This is a genomic window from Bradyrhizobium sp. ISRA430 (assembly GCF_029909975.1).
Classification (GTDB): Bacteria; Pseudomonadota; Alphaproteobacteria; order Rhizobiales; family Xanthobacteraceae; genus Bradyrhizobium.
In genome coordinates this window covers 8,403,738-8,422,744 of the sequence record NZ_CP094516.1, presented here as the reverse complement: position 1 = coordinate 8,422,744, position 19,007 = coordinate 8,403,738, and the positions used below count along the sequence as shown (strand labels likewise).

Genomic DNA, 19,007 nt, shown 5'->3' with positions numbered 1-19,007 from the left:
CAATCCACGGCCGGCCGGGCTGCGCGAACCGCCTTAAAGAACGCGCTCGGCCAACCAGCCGAACAGGCCGGCTTCGACGGCAGCGTCCGCGATCGTCTGCGCCGACCACACATGCACGTCGGGCGCCGGCCGTCTTAAGCGGATCATCCGCTCGGCGGAGTGATAGACAAAGAACAACGAGGCCGCGCATGCCTCGCGGCGAAAGCGCTCAACATAGTCCTCAAACATCGCCTGCGAGGCCTGGGATTTGACCTGGACCCAAGCGGTGTCTCCGGTCAGCGGCTGCCTTGCTATAAAATCGATGTCGGCCTGGGCGCCGCCGAGCGCGGTTTGGCGCTTATAGCCGCTGTGAGCGAAGATCAGATCGACCAACGTCTCGAAATCCCGCCAATCCAACCGCCGGATCAGCGCCACCGCGGTCGCGGTCATATCTGCGATCAATTGGTTGGCTTGGGCCCGCAGCGGCTCATCCTCGCCGCGAATCCGCCGCACCAGATAGTCGGCCCGCTGGACCGCACAGATGGTCCGCCGGTAATTCGCCGTGCTGGTCAGGGCCGAGCTTAAGGACCGAACCGTCAGCGGGTCCCCACCGAGCGATGCGTTGCACCAGGGCGTGCGCGTGCGCCGGAACCTAGGCGGCGCGTCCGGGTCGTCCTTGTCACCCTCACAAACGCTGGCTTGCGCAAACGTCCACCAGATCTGGCCGTCGGCCACCGTGAACCGGAGCGTATCCTCCCCCAGCCCATAAAACTCCTTCAGCTCGCGCTCATCATCCTTCAGCACCCGGTCGTTACGACCCGCCGCGATCAACTGCCGGCGCACCTCGTCCCAGTCCTCCCCGACGCAGGCCTCATGCCCCACAAAGCGATAGCCGAACGGGACGATGCCGTCGGAAATCGCCTTCCGTGCCCACCGCCCCGCCGGACCCAGCTTGATGTAGCGCACCGCGCCCACCTTGAACGGCTGCGCCTTCGCGCATTCACGCTCCATGCCACTCGGTTGAGCCCGACGCGCCGGTCTCCGTCCATCCACCTCTCAACTCCGCTCAACGGCCAACAACACGGGTCGACTTCGCTCCGCTGGCGCGCGAAGTCGAGCCGGAACGCAGGCCGCTACCAGAACAGAGTTAATGCGATCCTATTTTGGGATAATCCCGATCTGGGATCAGATTGCCTGCCGCCGATTCGAAACCGCCCGGCGGCCATGGAAAAGTCGCTCAGATCCGCCGAATATGCCCGCCTGATCCAGCTGCTTGTCGCAACGCGACATAAGGCGGGCATCCGCCAACAGGCGCTCGCCAAGAAGCTCGGCAAGCCACAATCCTTCGTCGCCAAATTCGAGACCGGCGAACGCCGGCTTGATGTGATCGAGTTCGTCACCATTGCCGAAGCGTTGGGAGCTGATCCGGTCAGCTGTTTCGCCGTTTCGTGCAATCCAGGACGCGATAGGCTCAAGTCTCGTCCAGGCGGTCGCCTCGAACCGCCGGGTTACTCGCCAACAAGCGTTCAACAATCCCAAAACCGCTAGAACCGCGAAAGCCCGAGGGGATCGGCCCCCTCATCTATGACGCCCAACCTCACGACCTAGCCGCGCGGCTCGGTGCGGAGCGCCAGCGTCACCAAATCTTTTTCCCAGACCCAACGCTGACTGACGCCGTTCGAAAAACTTGAACCGCAAAAGCCCAGGGAGTTCTATCCGTCCGCAACCGGCTTCGTGGCGAGGTGAACCATGAGTAACGCGCTCATACTTCACAAGGCCCATCTGCCGAAGTCGCTCCTCACCCTTCGAGCCGCTCAATATGTTCGGATGTCGACAGACCGGCAGCAATATTCAATTCAAAATCAGGCTGCGGTGATTGCAGCTTACGCTCACGCGCATAATCTCACGCTCGTCCGCACCTACAAAGATGAGGGCGAGAGCGGGTTGCTCCTCAAGAACAGGGCCGGTCTCCTCGAATTGCTCCAAGATGTCGAGAGCGGGCGGACCGACTTTGGTCACCTCCTGGTCTACGACGTAAGCCGATGGGGACGCTTCCAGGATGTTGACGAGAGCGCACATTACGAATTCGTCTGCAAGCGCGCCGGCATCAAAGTCGCCTATTGCGCTGAACAGTTCGACAACGACGGCAGCATGCTCGCTAGTATCGTCAAGAACATCAAGCGAGTGATGGCGGCCGAATACAGTCGCGAGCTTTCAGCGAAGGTCCATGCCGGCCAGTGTCGGTTTGCCCGGCTCGGCTATAAGCCTTGCGGCCGCGCAGGTTACGCCTTGGTGCGCGAGCTCGTCGATGAAAAGATGCAATCAAGAGGGGTGCTGAAGAACGGCGATCGGAAATACATCACCACGGATCACATTCGAGTGCGGCCCGGTGATCCAAAGGAAGTCGCCGTCGTGAAATGGATGTTCGACAGGTTCTTGGAAATAAGATCCGAATCCGTGATTGCTTGGGAGCTCAACAAGCAGGGCATAGCTTCCAGTACCGCCGCACCATGGACCAGCGCAGCGGTCGGCGCCGTACTTCGAAACGAAAGCTATATCGGAAACCTCCTGTTCAATCGCAAGTCTTGGAAGTTGCGGCAGACCCGCATCAACAATCCCCCTGAGCAGTGGATCAGAACTGAAAGGATGTATCGAACCGATCATTGATCGCAGCGTCTTCGTCAAGGTCAACAAGATCATCGAGGAGCGGCGCGTCGACCTCACCGAGCAGGAAATGCTGGTTCGGCTGCGCAGAACGCTCCTCAAAGAAGGGCGCCTCACCCGATTGATCATCGACAGCACGCCCGGCCTTCCCTGTGTCGCGACCTGTCAAACCCACTTTGGGAGTCTGCGCAATCTCTATCGGTTGCTCGGCTACACACCGAAGCGGAGCTATGAATTTATCGATTCGCGTCCGCTGTGGACGGAACTCAGGGCCAAGCTGCTCTTGCAGGTGGTTAGCGCGATCAGGAAGGCTGGTGGGCACACACATCCGGGCGGCTGGAGCGACTGCGTGCGTGTCAATGGATCAACTTGTTTGTCCGTTAGGGCCGCGCGTTGGACCCCGGGTCGGAAGCAAAACCACGCGCCGCATTGGAGCATTGAGCGGGAGGCGTGTCTGCCTCCAGGCTGGATCGCCGCCATTCGATTGACCGAGCACAATAACGCGGTGCTCGATTACGTGCTGCTGCCGACCGACGGCAAGGTCAAGCGAACGGTTCGATTCTCCGAGGCGGCGCGAGCACGACGTGGGATTGCGCGCTTCAACACGGCTAACGCGCTCGTTCGGGCGATCACGCGACGGCTTACCAAGGAAGGCCGTGCCGGCCCAGCCACTCCAGGACCATCGAGCAACCGGCCGAAAGCAAGCCGGCCCAAAACCAGGAACGTCCGCGGGCGGCACTGATCGAGCGCAGGTAGAGGAACGCCCCCAGGCGCCTTCCGTAGTTCCTGCAAAAGTCTCCATTGAGTTTGGCGATTGTCGATAGATCGGAACACGCCTCAGATTCATCGGCCATGGTGCTGGTTCTTCGTATCGCAGTTGAGACCAGCACCCTATGAACCACTGTTTTGCCCGACGGCACAAGGATGATTTTCGTGTAGGACCGCAGGCCTTTTGCGGACCTGCACCCATCCCACCACAATCAGCCGCCGGGCCTGCCCCCGCCAAATGCCTGGAAACTTGCACTTCGATGCGGATGTCCTCCCCCTCCTGACGCACGGCGGCCGCGTGCGCGGATTGGGGGATCGCACAGAGGTGTTGAGGATTGCGACGGCCTACTCGCTCCGAGCCGAACTTGCTGCCCTCTTCCTCACATCTTGACGCCATCGAGGTGCTTAAGCCCACGCCGCTGTCTCGCCCGCGCAATCTTTTCGTAGCGCTCCAGGCCGGCCAAATCTTTCAATTGTTGTGGCCCAGGACACTCCATCAACGCCGCAAGCAGACGGCATCGGGCATGTTGGATGTCAAATAGTCGAAGCTTGGCTTGAGCAAGATGTTGCGCCGCAAGCTCACCATTCGGCCCGTCCAATTCCGCCACAATCAGCTCGGCCAGCGCGTTCGAACGGGAAGCATTTTCAACCCATCGCGACAATCCGTGTCGGCGTGCGTTTCTGCTCGCCCTCGCCTTCCCGGCGGCGGTCCTCGGCCCGCTGCTCTTCTTCGCGTTTGCACGATTGGCTTCGATTTGTCGTTTTGATGTCATCCTGGGCCTGCTCGGTCCTGCAATGTCAGCACCCGCTCGCACCGACGTTGGATATCAAGCCCCCGAAGCAGAATGAGCAACATTCTTGCGGCAGAATGGAGCGCATTCCACATCGAGCGCTTGAGTGAGTTGCTCTGGGTGCGAACGATCAATGTGATCGATTCAGCAAGAGTGGGGCGATGAATGCCTTAAGGTTCGGCCCCTCGAACAAATACGCCGTAACGCCCGCCGCGTGTGCGGCATCGAGGTCGCTCTGTTTGTCGCCAATCAGGAAGCTTTCACCGATACTCACCTGATACCGGTTCAGCAGGGCTTTGATCATTCCAGGCTGCGGCTTGCGACAGCTGCAAATGCGCCGATATTGAGCGATGCGTCCGTCGGGGTGGTGGGGGCAAAACTCGAAGGCGTCAATATGAGCGCCCATTTTGGCGAGCTCATTCGACATCCATTCATGCAGAATTTGAACGTGGCGTTCCTCGTAAAGACCTCGGGCGATCCCTGATTGGTTCGTCACTACAAAAGCGAAGTAACCCGCGTCATTGACCGCTCTGACGGCCTGCTGGGCGCCCGCCACCCACCGAATTTTATTCGGATCAAAAGCGTAGCCGTCCTCCTCATTGAGGACGCCATCACGATCGAAGAAAACGGCGGGACGCATTGAATCTTTGACTCCAGATGCACCGAACGGACGCCGACATTTTCGGACAGTTGGCGCCTCTTCTCAACTCGTTTCGCAAGGGAGGCGGATAGGCCGGTAGTGTTCGCTTGACATTCATTTGGCGCGCCCAAAAGAGCAACAATCTTGCTGCAGATAAGACTGGCATTCGTCGGCAATTGGAGCGTTACTGATTCGAACAGGTGCGCGGGCAGCGCCGGTATCTCACCTCGCAGATGCGGGGCTCAAGGCAGTGCAGCCAGGAGCTGCATTCGCCAGGTGATAACAGGAGATGCCGATGGCTTTCGTCCAGGCGGACGGCCCCGATACGCCAAGCCAGATCATAAAGTTCAATCCCAACGACCGACGTCATTTCATCGGCGGATCGGACGCACGCATCATCATGGGGGACGACCAGGACGCGCTCGTTCGGCTGTGGCGGGAGAAGCGTGGTGAGGTCGAATCTCAAGATCTCTCGGACAACCTGATCGTTCAGCTCGGCACCGTGACCGAGGTGTTGAATCGCGCCTGGTACCAGCGGTTCTCCGGTCACACGGTCAAGGACATTCAGAAGCGCGTTCGACATCCCGTCCACAAATGGATGGCTGCAACGCTCGATGGCGTCGTCGAACAAACCGGTAGCGTCTTCGAGGCCAAGTTCATGCTGCCGTGGGCCTTTACGGAGGAAGCGGCGGCTGAGAAACACATGGCCCAATTGCAGCACAACATGTGGGTCATTGCCGCCCGCACGTCCGTTCTCTCGATCATCACGGGCGGCGGCAAATGGGTCGAGATCAAGGTGCACGCCGACCCGCTCTATCAGCACCTCCTGCTCACGGCCGAGAAGAAATTCTGGCGCTGCGTCCAGTCGGGTGAATCACCTGCACCGTTCAACATCGAAACGCCGCCCAAGGCTCGAAGCCGTCAAAGTCGTCGATATGTCGACCTCTAACCAATGGGCGGAGCTGGCCGCCACCTATCTTCGGACCCGAGACGCGCATGGAGAGCACGAGACGGCCAAGGCGGACCTGAAGAAGCTCATGCCGGACGATGCCAGGGAGGCAATCGGCCACGGGATCAGGGCCAAGCGCTCCAAGTCCGGGGCGATCAGCTTCGAGGCTCAGGCTGTGGAGGGAGCCCATGCATCAATCCAGTGAACGCATCGGGACCATCGCAGCCGCCTTGGCCCGGGCCCAGGCCGAGCTGATGAACCCGGAGAAGACGCTGAGCGCAATCATCAGGTCTCCGTTCCCGCGCGAGGAAGACCGGATCTTTCGCTACGCCTCGCTCGCCAGCGGCCTGGACATCGTCCGCAAGACGCTCAGCCAGCAGGAGATCGCCACCATCCAAACCACCCGCATCGAGCAGGTGACAGGCCAGATCCATCTCACCACCTTGCTCGCCCACGCCTCCGGGGAATGGATCTCGTCGGACTGGCCGGTCTGCGCTTCCAAGGACGTCGAAGCGCCGCACCGGATGGGCGCGGCGCTCACCTACGCCCGCCGCTATGCCCTATTCGCCCTGGTTGGCATCGCCGGAGAGGACGATCTCGACGCGCCGGACGCGGCCGTCGGACCTCCAGCCGCCGCCGAGCCAAAAGCCGCCCCAGGCCCGAACGGAAAGCCGCCGAGAGGTGTTCTGAACCGCCCCCCGGTCCTGCCGCCGGAGCGCTCGGCCGAGCTATTGGAGCGGCTCCTGGGCGAGCTGGCATCCCAAGAGGCCGGCGACGGCCTTCTAGCCTGGGCCAAGGTCAGCCTCGCTCTCAAAAATACCCTTCTGGCGGCGGACGCCCGCATTCTTGAGGCCGCCTACCAGAAGAAACTCGCGGAAGCCGCCCTTCCCGACGTCAGCCGAGCAGAGCAGGATCAGATGTCACCGGCCGATACAGCTCTGGTGGACGGGCAGCTTGCGGCGAATGCAGATCCAGTCGGAGCGGAGGTCGCTTCCCTTCCCGAGCGGCAACAGGTCGGCCTCGCCTTCCCGAAGGAGCCGCAAAGGAAGCGGAGCAAGGCGCATCTTGCGTTCGTCCGGAGCCAGGCTTGTCTTGTCTGCCACAAGAGCCCCGCTGATGCCCACCATTTGAAGTTCGCGCAACCACGAGCGCTCGGACGCAAAGTCAGCGACGAATTCACCGTTCCGCTTTGCCGCTCTCATCACCAAAGCCTGCATCGGCATGGCGACGAGAGAGCATGGTGGGTCAACATGCAGATCGCGCCGCTCCCGATTGCCAAGGAGCTTTGGGAGGCGAGCCCCGTGCATGCGGAAAGCGAAGCAAACATGGTCAATAGCGGCACCACCTCGCAGCGCCTGTTGGAGGCACCAGGCCAATGAACGCACCTTTCGATAGTCCACGACCGCAAACCGTCACTGCGCTGCCGATCGAATTCCAGGCTTTGTGTCCCCCTCCCCAATTGCTCCCTGGAGAAAGCCTGGACCACTATCACGCCCTTCAGGCGGCAATCTTCCGGAACATCGCTCCCCAATCAGCCGTCGAATGGCTCCTCGCCATCGATATCGCCGAACTATCCTGGGAGATGCAGCGCTATCGCGTGCTGCGACACCGCCTTCTGAGCGCTTACCGCCAAAAGGCGGTTGAGACGACGCTCCGGCGTATCGACGTGGTGGGCATCGCTCCGGAATTGCAAGGCACCGCGGAATTCTACACAGTCCAGAACGCCCTGGATTGGCAGTTGGATCCGGTCGCCGCGCATGACATCGAAGCCCGCCTCGCCTCCTACGGCTTTGATCAACATACCATCAGCATGGAGGTCTACGTCCAGGCGCGCGAGGTCCTCTCCGTCTTCGAAGCCTTGCTGAATGGCGCGCAGCTTCGGCACCTGCTCCTCCTGAAAGAGCTCAATAACTTTCGACGATCGAGCGGCATGGCTTCCGATTGCCGCTCGGCGCAACTGAGCCGGCCAAGGACCCTTGCTGCGGCAAAATTCGATAGATGAGGTGACATGATAGACACGCAAGTTGCAGAGCTCACCATTAAAGCCTTGCTTGCCGGGCTTCATGCCAAACTAACGGACGCGGCGCTGATCGCAAAAGCCGCTCGTGCCTGTGCTGATGCAGGCAGCATCTCAGAGTGTATCCGAGTGTCGATGGATTTGGACCAACTCGTCTACGACGCGAGCCGGTTACACGATGCGATCACGGCGATTGAAAGCTTGATGTAAGAATAGGCACCAGGCGGGCGCGCAAAGCCGAAAGCGCTTCGGTGTGGTCCGCGGTGCCTACTTACCGCGCCAGTCGATTGAATCTCTATCGGAGCGTCCGTCACAAGCACGACTATTTGCGTTCGCTCATCGTTGCTCCATCAGATCGGGCTTTCGCAACAATTCGTCGACTAGGTCAGCATAAGCGTCCATCGCCGTGGCGCGATCAAACTTTAGGGCGACCTTCATCGCACGTGCTGCGATGGTGCCGTCGTTGGAACGCGCTGCCGCACGGATCGCCTCCGCTAGCTGATCCGCCCGCCCCGGCGTCACGACCCATCCAAGCTCGTTTTCCACCACGGTCAACGCGGCCTCGGCCGCGGGCTCGGAGACCAGCACCACAGGTCGGCCGACCGCCAGCAGATTGTAGAATCGGCTCGGTACCGATACCCCTGCGACGTTCTTCCGGTACGGAATGATCCAGAGATCGGCGGCCGCCAGCAATGCCTCAAGCTGTGCATCCTCGACCCGCGCCACGAAACTGACATTCGGCAGATTTGCATCGGCTTGTAATTGCTTCAAGTGCTCGAACCCGATCCCCCAGCCGGAGAGCAGGAAGTGAATGTCCGCGTCGTCCTTCAAGAGGCGCGCCGCCGCGAACACGATCTCCGGATCATGCGTGAAGCCGAGATTGCCCGACAGGCCGACGATGAAGCGGGCCGGCAGCCCCCGACGGAACGGATTGTCGGATGTCAGCGGACGCGGAGCCGGCACGAGCGTCGCCCAGTTCGGGATGAAGCGGATCTTGTTCCGCGTCATGCCGCGGTAGCTCAGCAGCGGCCTTTCCGCATCACGGCCGATCGTGATGACGGCATTGAGCGCGCGAAACATCCGGGCGTTGGCTGCGCGAATCATCCTGGTCAGGATCGAGCCGGGTTTCAGCATCCCCGCCATGACGAGGACATCAGGGAAGAGATCGTGCATGATCAGCGCGGAGCGCGCGCGCCTGAGCCTGGCTGCCGCGGCCACCGCGTAAGGCAGCATGAACGGCGCGGTCACGGTGAGCACGACGTCGCCGTGCCGCAGCTCCCGGATCAAGGCGAGGAAGGTGCGCGAGGCGAACAGAAGCTCGGCCGCACCTCGCCGCACCAGCGCCGCCTTTCCCGCCATCCGGTTCTTGACCGCCAGGATCCGCGGCTTACCCGAACCCGTCTGCGATGCCGGCGACGCGCCGGCAGAGCCGGACAACACGACGACGTCGTGCGCTTGCGCGAGATGGCAGGCAATCTCAGCCATGATCGCCGCTGTCGTGCTCGGATCCGGCGGGTAATGCTGGCTCGCGACGACGATCTTGCCAAGCGATTCCATGTCAGGCCGCTGTTGACCCGAATTCCGGAACGGCATCCTTCAGGATGGTCCTGATGGTGGCCCGATCGTCGCGCGCGATTGCCTGTTCGAGCGCCGTGATCCATTTGCGCAGGACCTGCATCGGCGGCTGGTTCGGCTGCGCGGCCATGATGCCAGCGATACCGATCTCGGCCGCCGGTTCCTCTGAGGCGAATAGAATCTCGTTCAGCCGCTCGCCCGGCCGCATCCCTGTGAACACGATCTCGATGTCGTGGCCGGGCTGGAGGCCGGACAATCGGATCATGCGCTCCGCCAGATCGACGATCTTGACCGGTTGGCCCATGTTGAGCACGTAGACGGAGACGTCCGAACGCTGCGCGCCGAGCGCGTGCGTCGCCGCGGTGATGACGAGGTCGCAGGCCTCGCGAATGGTCATGAAATAGCGGACCATGTCGGGATGGGTGACCGTCACCGGGCCGCCAGCCTCGATCTGGGCCTTGAATTTCGGCACCACCGAGCCGTTCGACGCCAGCACGTTGCCGAACCGGACCGAGATCAGCCGCATCGGCGGCCTGCCGCTGCCGGCCCCGACCGCGAGGTCGTGATCGAGCGCTTGGCAATACATCTCCGCGAAGCGCTTGGTCAGGCCAAGCATCGACACCGGCTCGATCGCCTTGTCGGTCGAGATCATCACCATGGCTTCGGCACCGGCGGCAAGCGCCGCATCGGCCACGTTGATCGAGCCGAAGATGTTGGTCTTGACCCCCTCGCTCCAGTCGCGTTCGAGGATCGGCACGTGCTTGAGCGCGGCGGCGTGGAACACGATGTCCGGCTTGAACTCGGCCATCACGCGCATGATGCGCTCGCGGTCGCGGATGTTGGCGACCCGGCCCTCGATCGCGGCAGCGGCACCCTGTGCCGCGAGCGCTTCCGTGACTGCGTAGAGCGCCGGCTCGGAATGCTCGATGATGAGAAGACGCGCCGCGCCGAAGGCGACGAGGCGCTCGCAGATTTCGGCCCCGATCGAGCCGCCGCCGCCGGTGACGATCACCGCCTTGCCCGCGATGAGGGCTTCCAGGCGCGCGTAATCGATCTTCTCGCTCGGCCGCAACAGCAGGTCCTCGACCGCAACCGCGGTGAGCCGCGGCGTGTCACCGCTCTCGAGCGAGGGCATGCGATTGACGATCATGCCGAGCTTACGCGCCCGCACCAGGATCGACTCCGGACGGGCCTCCGGTTCGAAGGCGGACGGCGTCATGACGACGCGGGCGATGGCCTTGTTGCGCTTGGCGAAGTCGTTGTTGATGTCCTCGAGATCGTCAAGGCCGCCCAGCACCGGCACGTTGCGGATGGTCTGGCCGCGGTCCGCGCGCGATGGCGACAACACACCGACCGGCCAGAGGCGCTTGATGGCGCCGCTCTCGATGCCGCGCAGAAGCACCTCGGCATCCGCGGCGCGGCCGATCAGAAGCGTCGGCGCGGCATCGTCGATCCGTGCATGGCGGCGCACGCGCGTATAGCGGAAGTAGCGATAGATAAGTCGCAACGCGCTGAGGAAGGAAATTTCAAGGAACCAGTAGAGGACGATCGTCACCTTGCCGAGAAAGAAACCACCGCGGATGTTGGGGGCGACGAAGATGTAGTCGAGAACCAGGAGCGCCACCGTCAGCACGGTTGCTGCGCGAATGATGTTCAGCGCGTCGGGCAGCGAGATGAAGCGCCACTTGCTATCCGTCAGGTTGAAGATGAAGAACACGACCGCGCTGAAGGCGAGGAAGTAGGGCAGGATCTCGAACAGCAGCGGCAGGCGCTCGACAAAGCCCTCGCCGCCCTCGAAGCGCACATAGAACGCGACGAACAGCGCCGCCGTTGTCGCCAACAGGTCGTGGAGCGCAATCAGGAAATTGCGCAAGGTGAGATGCGAAAGGCGGGTCATCCGTGGCCGACGATTTTACTGAGCTTCCCTACCACTGATACGTGTCACTCGTCGAGCATGCAAATTCTTGCTAGCCCGCCTATCCTTGATTTTGGCTGGTCAGCAACTGGACCTGCCATACCCATACACAGGCTGTCGTGGAGCATTATCGTCACACGACGTTCTGAACAACCTCAGCGGCATAATCGCAGACCTTATCGAGTTATTCCCAATGGATGTTAGCAAAGGATTCTGGATGAGACACGATTCGACGACATTCCGAGCGGCAGCCGCCGCAAGGTAGTATTTCGCGACTGGAACCTGCTGCGCCTGCAACACCACGAAACGATGCCCGAAGAGGAGGAAACCGCCAGAACCCGGACGTTGACACACGATACAACCCCGCCTACGAGTCTTACGTTCACTGCTTTCTGAAACCTTGCGCCAAACGGCTTAGCTTCGCATGACGAAAATGGTGCTTATTACAGGAGCCGACGGCTTCGTTGGCCGGCACCTAGTCAAGTATCTCGCTGGGCAGGGATTTACCGTACTGGCCGCCGCACGAGGGACCCTTGACGCGAGGCATGAGAGGATCAGGCATATTCGGGTGCCAGATCTGGCCAGCAGATTCGACTGGCGTCCGCTGCTGTCACAATGCGATGCTGTTGTTCATCTGGCAGGAGTCGCACACAGGCGTGCAAGCGAACAGTCCTATAACTTGGTCAACGTTAAGGGCACAGCGTCGCTAGCTCAGGCCGCCCGAGATACTGGAGTGAAGCAGTTCGTATTCGTTTCATCAATTGCAGCACAATGCGCTTCGTTTTCGGACCAACCGCAATCAGAGGACTCTGCTCCTCGGCCGTCTAACGCATACGGACGATCCAAACTCGCAGCAGAAGATGCTATCCGATCGATTGGCGTGCCTTATACAATCCTTCGGCCCGTGGTCATCTACGGGCCCGGAGAGAAGGGTAACTTCGCCCTTATAAGCAAGGTGGCGCGGCTTCCAATTCCACTTCCTTTCGGCTCCCTGAACGCTCCGCGATCGGTACTGTCGATTGACAACTTCAATTCAGCGGTTGATTTTGTTTTATCGAGCCCGCTCACAATCGGCGAGACAATTATCGTCTCAGATCCTAATGTGATCAGCGTTGCGGGCATGATTGCCACATATCGCGTTGCGCTCAATAGGCCACCAAGGCTAATTCAGATACCTGAGAAATGGATCGAGACAGGGCTCACGTCGCTCGGATATGGGGCTGCGTGGAGACGCATGGGCGTCCCACTCGTGGCGACTCCGAACAAATTGCTTCGCATGGGATGGAAGCCTGTCCACTGCGATTTTTCACCAGGTGCGACTTCGCAGAGGACGTAAGGCATTAAAGTCGACAGAATTTTCAGCAGTCTGCCCGCAATAGCTGTATTGGAGGGAGGCTAATGACACTGATCCACCTATTTGCATTCGTGAACAGAATTGTTTTTGTGCAGCACAAAGCGGCGGCCGTGGCGCCGTGCTCCGATGCGTAAAGCGGACTACTCTGGAATAGAGATAATCTGACTTAGTGGCCTCTGAGGAGACGCTTTTTCTCGAACTCCAGCCAACTGGCCATCAGAGGACCTCAATCGAAGTCAGCTTGACAATCGTCGCCCACTAGAAAAGAAGGCCCAAGAGAGGAAGTTGGGAGGTAGGCACGAAATTGCCTAAGAGACCAAATGACTGAACGATGCGTGGCGCTGATTACCGGCGTGACCGGCCAGGATGGCGCCTATTTGGCCGAGTATCTGCTGTCGCTCGGCTATGTCGTGCACGGCATCAAGCGGCGCTCGTCGTCGTTCAACACCGCGCGGGTCGATCATCTGTATCAGGACCCGCATGTCGGCAACGTGCCGTTCATGATGCATTACGGCGACATGACCGATTCGACCAATCTGATCCGCCTGGTGCAGCAGATCCGGCCGACCGAGATCTACAATCTCGCCGCCCAGAGCCATGTCGCGGTCAGCTTCGAGAGCCCCGAATACACCGCCAATGCCGACGCCGTCGGTGTGCTGCGCCTCTTGGAGGCAATCCGCATCCTCGGCATGGAGAAGGAGACGCGGTTCTACCAGGCCTCGACCTCCGAGCTCTACGGCCTCGTGCAGGAGATCCCGCAGAAGGAGACCACGCCGTTCTATCCGCGCTCGCCTTACGGCGTCGCCAAGCTGTACGGCTACTGGATCACGGTGAACTACCGCGAGGCCTACGGCATGTTCGCGTCCAACGGCATCCTGTTCAACCACGAGAGCCCGATCCGCGGCGAGACCTTCGTCACCCGCAAGATCACCCGTGGCGTTGCCCGCATCGAGCTCGGGCTCGAGGACACGCTCTATCTCGGCAATCTCGAGGCCAAGCGCGACTGGGGCCATGCCAAGGATTACGTCGAGGGCATGCATATGATCCTGCAGGCCGATGCGCCCGACGACTTCGTGCTCGCCACCGGCGAGATGCGCTCGGTGCGCGAGATGGTCGAGCGTTGCTTCGCGCAGGTCGGCCGCCGCATCGAATGGCGCGGCAAGGGGGTGGAGGAGACCGGCGTCGATGCCAAGAGCGGCAAGATTGTGGTGCGGATCGATCCGACCTACTTCCGCCCCACCGAGGTCGAGCTCCTGATCGGCGATGCCCGCAAGGCCCGCGACAAGCTCGGCTGGAAGCCGAAGCGGACGTTTGCCCAGCTCGTCGAGGAGATGATGGCGAGCGATCTGGCCGAGGCCAAACGGGACGTCGCCAATGGCAAACGCACCGTTTGAGCTGAAGGGCAAGAGCGTCTACGTCGCCGGCCATCGCGGTATGGTCGGCAGCGCGCTGGTGCGCCGGCTGGCGCGGGAGGACGTCAAGCTCGTCACGGTGGACCGGCGCGAGGTCGATCTCTGCAACCAGGCCGCCGTGTTCGACTGGTTCGCGAAAATGCGGCCACAGGTGGTGTTCCTCGCCGCCGCCAAGGTCGGCGGCATCGCCGCCAACGACACGCTGCGCGCCGAGTTCATCTACGACAACATCGCGATCGCGGCCAACGTGATCCACGCCGCGCATCTGAATGGTGCCGAGAAGCTGATGTTCCTCGGCTCCTCCTGCATCTATCCGAAGCTCGCGAGCCAGCCGCTGCGCGAGGACTCGATGCTGACCGGCCCGCTCGAGCCCACCAACGAGCCCTATGCGATTGCCAAGATCGCCGGCATCAAGATGGCGGAGGCCTATCGCAGCCAGTATGGAAGCGACTTCATCAGCGTGATGCCGACCAACCTCTACGGCCCCGGCGACAATTATCATCCCGAGTACAGCCACGTGGTCGCCGCCCTGATCCGGCGCTTTCACGAGGCCAAGGTCGCCGGCGCCAGGACCGTCACGGTCTGGGGCACGGGCACGCCGCGCCGCGAGTTCCTCCATGCGGACGATATGGCGGATGCCTGCGTGCACCTGATGAAGACTTATTCCGGGGCGGAGCTGATCAACATCGGCACCGGCAAGGACATCACCATCGCCGACTTCGCCCGCCTGGTCGCCGATGTCATCGGCTATCGCGGCGCGATCACGTTCGACCCCTCGCGCCCCGACGGCACGCCGCAGAAGCTGCTCGACATCAGCCGTCTCGCGGCGCTCGGCTGGCGCGCGACGACGTCGATGGAAGATGGGATCAAAAGAGCGTACATCTCCTTCCAGAGCGAGAAAGGATGGATCAACGTCAAGGAATGCGGACCGGCATCAAATCCGGAGAGCTTTTCTGCGTGAGTAACTCAATCATGGGATCGGACAGGCTGTTCGTCGCAACGCAACACTATCCGCCCGACCAAACTACGACAGCAGTGTATTTGGGGCAGATTGCCCGCGCACTGACAGCGGACCGCGAAGTGATTGTCCTTTCCGGCACAGCGGGATCACGCTCATCAGGCGCGGAGAATGAGCCAGAGGTCGTCGAGATCAGGAGCAGGAGATCGGAAAAGCACGCCCTGGTACGTAGAGCGATTGGGATGTGCGCGCTCGCCGCTGACATGTTCCTTGAAATCCTGCGACGAGTTAGGCGCAGCGACACTGTTTTCTGCGTGACCACCCCGTTCACTCTGCCCTACACGGTGGTCCTTGCGGCACGGCTGCGGGGGGCCGCAACCGTATTGCTGATCTACGATCTCTATCCTGAGGCGCTCGAAGCGGCGAAGTTCATCAAGCCCACCTCGATCTCCGCGCGCCTGCTGCGCTTTGCCAATTCTCAGCTCTTCCGGGCACTCGACGCCATCATCGTGATCGGGCGCGACACGCCTCCCCTGCTCACAAGATACAAGGGCGTTGCGCCTGCGAAAATTCACTTCATCCCCAACTGGGCATTGATACCGATCGGATACCGAGAGCTCGGTCCGGCCAATCCATTTCGCAATGTTCTCCGCGATAAATTCGTCGTCGGCCTCTCCGGCAATCTAGGCTTCACTCATGACCCCAGGGCAGTGTTCGAAGCAGCGAGGCTGCTGGCCGGCAACCGGGATATCCACTTCCTGTTTTCCGGATGGGGCGTCGGCTGGAATAAGCTCAATGAACTGGCGGCCGCCGAGCAACTCCACAACATGACGATGATGGCCCCGGTGCCCGACAGCGAGTTGGTCGATTTCCTCTCTGCAGCGGATGTCTGGGTGATCCCCTACCGACGCCATATAGCCGGCGTGTCGATTCCAAGTCGACTCTACAACCTGCTGGCCGTTGGCAGGCCGATCATCGTGTGCTCCGAATCTCATTCGGAGGCGGCGATCGTGCTGGGCGAGGAAGCGATCGGCTGGGTCGTGCCGCCGGAGGAACCGGCGCTGCTTGCCAAGGCGATTTCCGACGCCGCAACGGATCGTGCGGGCACCACCGCCAAAGGGCGTAGGGCGGCGGTTGTCGCTGCCAAGTACAGCGAGGAAGCCGCGACCAGACGGTATCGCGAGGTGATCGGTACGGCCGGAAGCAGGCCCTAGCCTTCGAACTTCCGGATCAGGCCGATGACGTAGCTCTGCTGTTGCCGGCTAATCTCGGCGTACATCGGCAGGGAAAGTATCTTGTGCTGGTCGCGAGAGGCGTTCGGAAACTGCTCCGGCTTGTGCTCATACCGGCCATAGGCCGGCAGCAACGGCAACGCCGTCGGGTAGTTGATCGCCGTCTGCACGCCGTTTGAGTTCAGGTAGCTCGCCAACGCATCGCGCTTAGGATGCTTGACGGTGTAGAGATGGTAGACGTGTGTGCGGCCGGCCGCGACCTGCGGCACCTCGAGATCCTCGATCTGCTTGAGGCCGGCGTCATAGACCGACGCTGCTTCTTGCCGGGCCACGGTCCAGGCCTCGAGGTGCGGCAGCTTGGCCGACAGGATCGCCGCCTGCATACCGTCCAGACGGCTATTAATGCCTTCGATGTCGTGCTTATGCTTCACCACGCCACCATGCCGGGCGAGCTTGGTCATGTGTTCGGCGAGGGCCGAGTCATTCGTGACGACCGCGCCCGCATCTCCCATCGCGCCCAGATTCTTGCCCGGATAGAACGAGTAGGTCGCAGCCGCCCCGAACGTGCCGACGAGCTGGCTCTTATAGCGCGCCAGGTGAGCCTGCGCGCAGTCCTCGATCACCCACAATTTGTTCTTCCGCGCGATGGCCATGATGGCGTCCATGTCGGCCGGCTGACCGTACAGATGCACCGGGATGATGCCGACCGTGCGGGGCGTGATCGCCCGCTCGATCGCGGCCGGATCGATCGTGAAGGTGGCATCGTCGGTATCGCAGAACACGACCTTGGCGCCGGAATAAGTGATCATCGCGGATGTCGAGATCCAGGAATGCGCCGTCGTGATCACTTCGTCGCCCGGCTTCACCCCGAGCGCGACCATTGCAAGGTAGAGCGCGTCCGTGCCGTTCGCGCAGGAAATGCAATGCTTCGCCTCGGCGGTCTTGGCGAACTCCGCCTCGAACGCGTCGACGAACGGCCCGCGAATGAAGGCGCTGTCGCGGATGACGGCCGCGATCGCGCCGTCAATCTCGGACTTCAGGTTCTGGTACTGAAGGTGTAGATCGGCGAATGGTACTCGCATCAAGCCTCCTTGCGCGGCGCCATGCGGCGCGCGGGATTGCCGGCATAGGTACCGGGCTCGGTGATATCTTTCGTAACGACCGCCCCTGCCCCAATCACGACATCGCTCGCGATCCGGACCGGCAGGATGGTTGCGTTGGAGCCGATCGAAACGCGGTCTCCGATGACCGTCGTGCGCCACAGCTCCTTGCGTCCACGGGCCGGGCCGCCCGTTGCGAAGGTATCGTTGACGAACATCACGCCGTGACCCACGAAGCAGTCGTCGCCGATAGTCACGAGCTCGCAGATGAAGGCGTGCGACTGCACGCGGGTGCGCGCCCCGATCATCACGTCCTTCTGGATCTCAGTGAAGGGCCCGATGAAGCAGCCGTCGCCGATGACGCAACCATAGAGGTTGCAGGGCTCGACCAGCTTTACGCCGGCGCCGAATTTGACGTCGTCGCGTACGCCGACCCGATGTACTTCCGGCATGTTCATGCGGTCAGCCCGAGGCGGCTCCTGCGCGGTTCGAAACGAAGCGCTACCTCCTTGCCGGTTTCAATCGACTCGTAAAGCGCCGAAATCAGTTCCAGGCTCTTTCGGCCCTGAAGACCGTCCACCAGTGCGGCGCGCTCGTGCAGCAGGCAATCTACCACGTGCTGGTAATAGGCCTGATGGCCAAATCCGTAGACGTTCGGCGGATTGACCGAAAACTTCTCGACAACCTCCTTGTCGCTTGGAAGCTCGTCGACGAAGCGCCAGTGCCTGATCTGGTTGACGGCGAAGCCGGCGATCTCGACCGCGCCCTTTTCGCCGAGGATCGAGAGCGAGCCTTCGAGATCCTTCGGACGAACCGCCGTCGTCGCCTCGATGATGCCCAGCGCGCCGTTGCGGAATTTCAGCGTTGCGACTGCGGTATCCTCGGTTTCGATCTTCACAAGCGCCGTCGTGGCGCGGGCGTGCACGCTGACGACGTCGCCGAAGAACCACTCCAGCATGTCGATGTGGTGGCTCGCCTGGTTCGTGAGCACGCCGCCGTCATAGGCCCAAGTGCCGCGCCAGGCGTCCTGGTCGTAATAGGCCTGGTCACGGCACCACCGCACCCGGACCGTTCCGAGCACCAGCTTGCCGAAGCGACCGGCGTCGAGAGCCTCGCGGGCCTTGACCACCGGCACGTTGAAGCGGTTTTGCTTGACCACGAACAGCTTCACGCCGGCTTGGTCGCAGGCCCGGATCATGTCGTCGGCATCCTGGAGCCGAAGCGCCATCGGCTTTTCGACGACCACGTGCTTGCCCGCCTTCGCAGAGGCGATCGCATGCTGGGGATGCATGCCGCTCGGTGTCAGCACGGTAACGACGTCGATGTCCTTCCTGGCAAGGAACGTCTCGATGTCGTAGTCTGCAGGTATTCCGAATTTCGTCGCCACAGCGTCGGCGCGCTCGCGGACCGGATCGCAAACCGCGATCAGCTTGGCATTTTCGATCTGATTGGAGCCAAGCAGATCCGCGTGCCGTTTGGAGATACGTCCGCAACCGAGCAAGCCGAATCTGAGCATGAAACCTTCCCCCTGATCACGCAGGCCGAGGCCAGGACGCCTCAATATCCGCCCCCTCGCGGCCTAGAGGTCTATACGCAAAAGCTCTTTTAGATCAAGCCAATTGGCACCCGCCGGAGATGACAACCGGGCGCAAT

General features: G+C 61.4%; 17 protein-coding genes and 1 pseudogene. 10 read left to right on the top strand and 8 right to left on the bottom strand.

Features of this window, described 5'->3' with window-relative positions; translation table 11 throughout:
• Positions 1-33 precede the first annotated feature (33 nt).
• Positions 34-990, bottom strand: coding sequence for a restriction endonuclease (locus tag MTX21_RS39400; RefSeq protein ID WP_280969794.1), 957 nt, complete (start codon positions 988-990; stop codon positions 34-36).
• Positions 991-1,203: 213 nt separating this feature from the next.
• Between MTX21_RS39400 and MTX21_RS39395 the strand changes: the two genes are divergently transcribed.
• From MTX21_RS39395 to MTX21_RS39385, 3 genes are all read left to right on the top strand, one after another.
• Positions 1,204-1,527 (top strand): helix-turn-helix transcriptional regulator, encoded by a 324-nt coding sequence (locus tag MTX21_RS39395; protein WP_280969793.1) that lies wholly within the window; start codon positions 1,204-1,206, stop codon positions 1,525-1,527.
• 201 nt (positions 1,528-1,728) lie between these two features.
• Positions 1,729-2,646, top strand: a complete 918-nt coding sequence (locus MTX21_RS39390; protein WP_280969792.1) for a recombinase family protein — start codon at positions 1,729-1,731, stop codon at positions 2,644-2,646.
• A gap of 67 nt (positions 2,647-2,713) precedes the next feature.
• On the top strand, positions 2,714-3,385 hold the full coding sequence (locus tag MTX21_RS39385; RefSeq protein WP_280969791.1) for a hypothetical protein: 672 nt from the start codon (positions 2,714-2,716) through the stop codon (positions 3,383-3,385).
• Positions 3,386-3,791: 406 nt separating this feature from the next.
• Here the strand turns inward: MTX21_RS39385 and MTX21_RS39380 are convergent, their stop codons facing one another.
• Together MTX21_RS39380 and MTX21_RS39375 are read right to left on the bottom strand one after the other, a co-directional pair.
• Positions 3,792-4,184 (bottom strand): hypothetical protein, encoded by a 393-nt coding sequence (locus MTX21_RS39380; protein WP_280969790.1) that lies wholly within the window; start codon positions 4,182-4,184, stop codon positions 3,792-3,794.
• Between the two features lie 148 nt (positions 4,185-4,332).
• Positions 4,333-4,842: an HAD family hydrolase gene (locus tag MTX21_RS39375; RefSeq protein ID WP_280969789.1), complete on the bottom strand. Its 510-nt coding sequence runs from the start codon at positions 4,840-4,842 to the stop codon at positions 4,333-4,335.
• A gap of 295 nt (positions 4,843-5,137) precedes the next feature.
• Between MTX21_RS39375 and MTX21_RS39370 the strand changes: the two are divergent.
• The 4 genes and pseudogenes from MTX21_RS39370 to MTX21_RS39355 all read left to right on the top strand — a co-directional run bounded on the left by MTX21_RS39370 (position 5,138) and on the right by MTX21_RS39355 (position 8,018).
• Positions 5,138-5,996: pseudogene (locus MTX21_RS39370) on the top strand (YqaJ viral recombinase family protein).
• Positions 5,980-7,170, top strand: coding sequence for an ERF family protein (locus tag MTX21_RS39365; RefSeq protein ID WP_280969788.1), 1,191 nt, complete (start codon positions 5,980-5,982; stop codon positions 7,168-7,170). Before MTX21_RS39370 ends, MTX21_RS39365 begins: the two are co-directional and overlap by 17 nt.
• Entirely contained in the window at positions 7,167-7,793 is a 627-nt protein-coding gene (locus MTX21_RS39360) for a hypothetical protein (protein ID WP_280969787.1), read from the top strand. The genes MTX21_RS39365 and MTX21_RS39360 overlap by 4 nt, the downstream gene beginning before the upstream one ends.
• Before the next feature lie 6 nt (positions 7,794-7,799).
• A complete protein-coding gene (locus tag MTX21_RS39355) occupies positions 7,800-8,018 on the top strand; it encodes a hypothetical protein (RefSeq protein WP_280969786.1) in 219 nt (72 codons plus the stop codon).
• A 126-nt stretch (positions 8,019-8,144) separates the two neighbouring features.
• Here the strand turns inward: MTX21_RS39355 and MTX21_RS39350 are convergent, their stop codons facing one another.
• Complete coding sequence (locus tag MTX21_RS39350; protein WP_280969785.1) at positions 8,145-9,365, bottom strand: glycosyltransferase family 4 protein; 1,221 nt, start codon at positions 9,363-9,365, stop codon at positions 8,145-8,147.
• Between the two features lies 1 nt (position 9,366).
• A complete protein-coding gene (locus MTX21_RS39345; RefSeq protein ID WP_280969784.1) occupies positions 9,367-11,280 on the bottom strand; it encodes a nucleoside-diphosphate sugar epimerase/dehydratase in 1,914 nt (637 codons plus the stop codon).
• Positions 11,281-12,972: 1,692 nt separating this feature from the next.
• On the opposite strand from MTX21_RS39345, the gene gmd reads away from it, so the two are divergent.
• From gmd to MTX21_RS39330, 3 genes are read left to right on the top strand one after another with little or no spacing between them, the layout of a single operon-like run.
• Positions 12,973-14,046 carry a GDP-mannose 4,6-dehydratase gene (gmd, locus tag MTX21_RS39340; RefSeq protein ID WP_280969783.1) on the top strand — a complete coding sequence of 358 codons (1,074 nt, stop codon included), beginning with the start codon at positions 12,973-12,975 and terminating at the stop codon, positions 14,044-14,046.
• Positions 14,027-15,025: a GDP-L-fucose synthase gene (locus MTX21_RS39335; protein WP_280969782.1), complete on the top strand. Its 999-nt coding sequence runs from the start codon at positions 14,027-14,029 to the stop codon at positions 15,023-15,025. Before gmd ends, MTX21_RS39335 begins: the two co-directional genes overlap by 20 nt.
• The gene (locus tag MTX21_RS39330; protein ID WP_280969781.1) at positions 14,968-16,236 is read left to right on the top strand and encodes a glycosyltransferase family 4 protein; all 1,269 of its coding nucleotides are present in this window, start codon (positions 14,968-14,970) and stop codon (positions 16,234-16,236) included. The genes MTX21_RS39335 and MTX21_RS39330 overlap by 58 nt, the downstream gene beginning before the upstream one ends.
• On the opposite strand, the gene MTX21_RS39325 is transcribed toward MTX21_RS39330, so the two are convergent.
• Genes MTX21_RS39325 through MTX21_RS39315 form a run of 3 tightly spaced genes read right to left on the bottom strand, consistent with a single transcriptional unit; the run spans position 16,233 to position 18,870 of the window.
• Positions 16,233-17,336: a DegT/DnrJ/EryC1/StrS family aminotransferase gene (locus tag MTX21_RS39325; RefSeq protein ID WP_280969780.1), complete on the bottom strand. Its 1,104-nt coding sequence runs from the start codon at positions 17,334-17,336 to the stop codon at positions 16,233-16,235. The two genes, MTX21_RS39330 and MTX21_RS39325, sit on opposite strands and share 4 nt — an antisense overlap.
• Positions 17,336-17,812, bottom strand: coding sequence for an acyltransferase (locus MTX21_RS39320; protein WP_280969779.1), 477 nt, complete (start codon positions 17,810-17,812; stop codon positions 17,336-17,338). The genes MTX21_RS39325 and MTX21_RS39320 overlap by 1 nt, the downstream gene beginning before the upstream one ends.
• Positions 17,809-18,870 (bottom strand): Gfo/Idh/MocA family oxidoreductase, encoded by a 1,062-nt coding sequence (locus MTX21_RS39315; protein WP_280969778.1) that lies wholly within the window; start codon positions 18,868-18,870, stop codon positions 17,809-17,811. Before MTX21_RS39315 ends, MTX21_RS39320 begins: the two co-directional genes overlap by 4 nt.
• Between the last annotated feature and the right edge of the window lie 137 nt (positions 18,871-19,007).

Coding starts and splice junctions, on each gene's coding strand:
- MTX21_RS39380 (WP_280969790.1), bottom strand. CDS start 4,184: ATGACATCAAAACGACAAATCGAAGCCAATCGTGCAAACGCGAAGAAG.
- MTX21_RS39360 (WP_280969787.1), top strand. CDS start 7,167: ATGAACGCACCTTTCGATAGTCCACGACCGCAAACCGTCACTGCGCTG.
- MTX21_RS39400 (WP_280969794.1), bottom strand. CDS start 990: ATGGAGCGTGAATGCGCGAAGGCGCAGCCGTTCAAGGTGGGCGCGGTG.
- MTX21_RS39375 (WP_280969789.1), bottom strand. CDS start 4,842: ATGCGTCCCGCCGTTTTCTTCGATCGTGATGGCGTCCTCAATGAGGAG.
- MTX21_RS39325 (WP_280969780.1), bottom strand. CDS start 17,336: ATGCGAGTACCATTCGCCGATCTACACCTTCAGTACCAGAACCTGAAG.
- MTX21_RS39330 (WP_280969781.1), top strand. CDS start 14,968: ATGGATCAACGTCAAGGAATGCGGACCGGCATCAAATCCGGAGAGCTT.
- MTX21_RS39350 (WP_280969785.1), bottom strand. CDS start 9,365: ATGGAATCGCTTGGCAAGATCGTCGTCGCGAGCCAGCATTACCCGCCG.
- MTX21_RS39345 (WP_280969784.1), bottom strand. CDS start 11,280: ATGACCCGCCTTTCGCATCTCACCTTGCGCAATTTCCTGATTGCGCTC.
- MTX21_RS39390 (WP_280969792.1), top strand. CDS start 1,729: ATGAGTAACGCGCTCATACTTCACAAGGCCCATCTGCCGAAGTCGCTC.
- gmd (WP_280969783.1), top strand. CDS start 12,973: ATGACTGAACGATGCGTGGCGCTGATTACCGGCGTGACCGGCCAGGAT.
- MTX21_RS39335 (WP_280969782.1), top strand. CDS start 14,027: ATGGCAAACGCACCGTTTGAGCTGAAGGGCAAGAGCGTCTACGTCGCC.
- MTX21_RS39320 (WP_280969779.1), bottom strand. CDS start 17,812: ATGAACATGCCGGAAGTACATCGGGTCGGCGTACGCGACGACGTCAAA.
- MTX21_RS39355 (WP_280969786.1), top strand. CDS start 7,800: ATGATAGACACGCAAGTTGCAGAGCTCACCATTAAAGCCTTGCTTGCC.
- MTX21_RS39315 (WP_280969778.1), bottom strand. CDS start 18,870: ATGCTCAGATTCGGCTTGCTCGGTTGCGGACGTATCTCCAAACGGCAC.
- MTX21_RS39395 (WP_280969793.1), top strand. CDS start 1,204: ATGGAAAAGTCGCTCAGATCCGCCGAATATGCCCGCCTGATCCAGCTG.
- MTX21_RS39385 (WP_280969791.1), top strand. CDS start 2,714: ATGCTGGTTCGGCTGCGCAGAACGCTCCTCAAAGAAGGGCGCCTCACC.
- MTX21_RS39365 (WP_280969788.1), top strand. CDS start 5,980: ATGCATCAATCCAGTGAACGCATCGGGACCATCGCAGCCGCCTTGGCC.